This is a genomic window from Geminicoccus harenae (assembly GCF_019800005.1).
GTDB classification, from domain to species: domain Bacteria; phylum Pseudomonadota; class Alphaproteobacteria; order Geminicoccales; family Geminicoccaceae; genus Geminicoccus; species Geminicoccus harenae.
Map to the genome: position 1 here is coordinate 1 of NZ_JABGCL010000147.1, position 1,461 is coordinate 1,461.

2 protein-coding genes are annotated in these 1,461 nt (G+C 60.0%); both read left to right on the forward strand.

The genetic code is table 11. The features are described from left to right. The coding region (locus tag HLA95_RS27300) for a hypothetical protein (protein ID WP_222185121.1) at nt 1-229 on the forward strand (229 nt) is incomplete at its 5' end. A 563-nt stretch (nt 230-792) separates the two neighbouring features. Then, nucleotides 793-1,044, forward strand: a complete 252-nt coding sequence (locus HLA95_RS27305; protein WP_191062325.1) for a hypothetical protein — start codon at nt 793-795, stop codon at nt 1,042-1,044. The last annotated feature ends 417 nt before the right edge of the window (nt 1,045-1,461 follow it).

A 1,461-nucleotide genomic window follows, 5' to 3' on the forward strand; every position in this document is an offset into this window, starting at 1 on the left:
CGCCTCCCGCCCTGATCGGCAGGATCGAATCACAGCAGCACGGCCAAGGCCAGGATTTCGCGGCAGTCTCCTTGGTGTGGAGCCAAGAATAAGACAGGAGCAATGGATTGAAAGATGGCCTCCAATAGAAAACATGGAAGATCACTACAAAAACCTAGTCGACAGCATGGAGATGCCGGAATTCTGGGATTTGGATGATTTGGATATCGATTTCCAGAGGGGCATCTAAGGGTCAGATCACATAATCCATATCTGGCAGAGTATGACATAGCTGATATTAAAGACTTTCTTCACGATGAGGATGACTGGGCGGCGACGGACTAGCCATTTGATCTTATTAATGACCTTTGGCCGCTTGCAGAAACGTATGCGACTGTAGACTACCTTGGTCGTCCACTTCCTGCCGTCACTGACGCTCCAGTACGCCTGCTCCAGCCACAAGAAAGGCCAAGGAACAAGGGTGGGCGCCCTGCAGAATACCCCTGGGAAGATGTCGCAGTTGAAGTCGGCGCCTGGTTGGAGGCGAACGGACAGCCGAGCCGTCTCGCTGATCTCGATGAATTCATTGTGTCGCGCCTCTCTGCTGGATCCTCTGTGACTCCAGCGGAAAGCACAGTCCGGGAACGGCGGCAGAGGTTTCTGAACGCCTTCCGCAGGTGGAGAAGCGGCGAGAAGCAGCCCTCGCGGGAATAGGCGGAAACTGCTTTCCGCCCTTTCCGGCCGACGTGAAACAGAGAAGTCGCTAGTTCGATGGTCGTAGCCCGCCAATTCCGACAATGGATCGGATCGACCATGGAACATCAAGCATCTGCCGGCGGCGCAGGCGAGAATGCCCAGCCTGCCCGCTTCATGCGCCGCGACGCGGCGTCCCGGTATCTCGAAAATGTCTGGGGCATCGAGCGCAAGCCCACGACGCTAGCCAAGCTCGCCTGCGTCGGTGGTGGCCCGCGCTTCGTGAAGGCCAGACGCATCCCGCTCTATCGCCGGGACTGGCTCGACGAGTGGGCGCGCGAATTGATCGGTGAAGCTGCCGAGGCCGCCTGACTTGGCGGCGATGATGGGATCGCAGGGCCGCCTGGCGCGGCAAGAAACAATGCAATGCCCCCTGCCTAGAAATGGCGGAGGGCCAGCTCTTGCAGGAGCCGGCCCTCAGGAACAATGCCGCACGTCCAGTACCACATTGGTCGAGCAGGTGCACCGGGCAGATGTCGCGGGCCGCGATACCTGGAGGACGCAGCCGGCTCGACCGGCAACGGCGCCACGATCAGGCCTGAGAGCTTGTTGGCGCTGGCCACGGCGGACGAGGGGCCGGCTCGGGCCCAAGCGCTTGGCAGTCGCCCTTGCCGCCCAGGAGCTGCCAGCTCCAGCCGCCATCGACGCGGCACTCATTTGTTTGATCCCGCAATGTGGTGGTACAATGGATCACCATGCGGCAAGGGATGCGCTATGGGCCAGGTTCTT

Coding starts and splice junctions, on each gene's coding strand:
- HLA95_RS27305 (WP_191062325.1), top strand. CDS start 793: ATGGAACATCAAGCATCTGCCGGCGGCGCAGGCGAGAATGCCCAGCCT.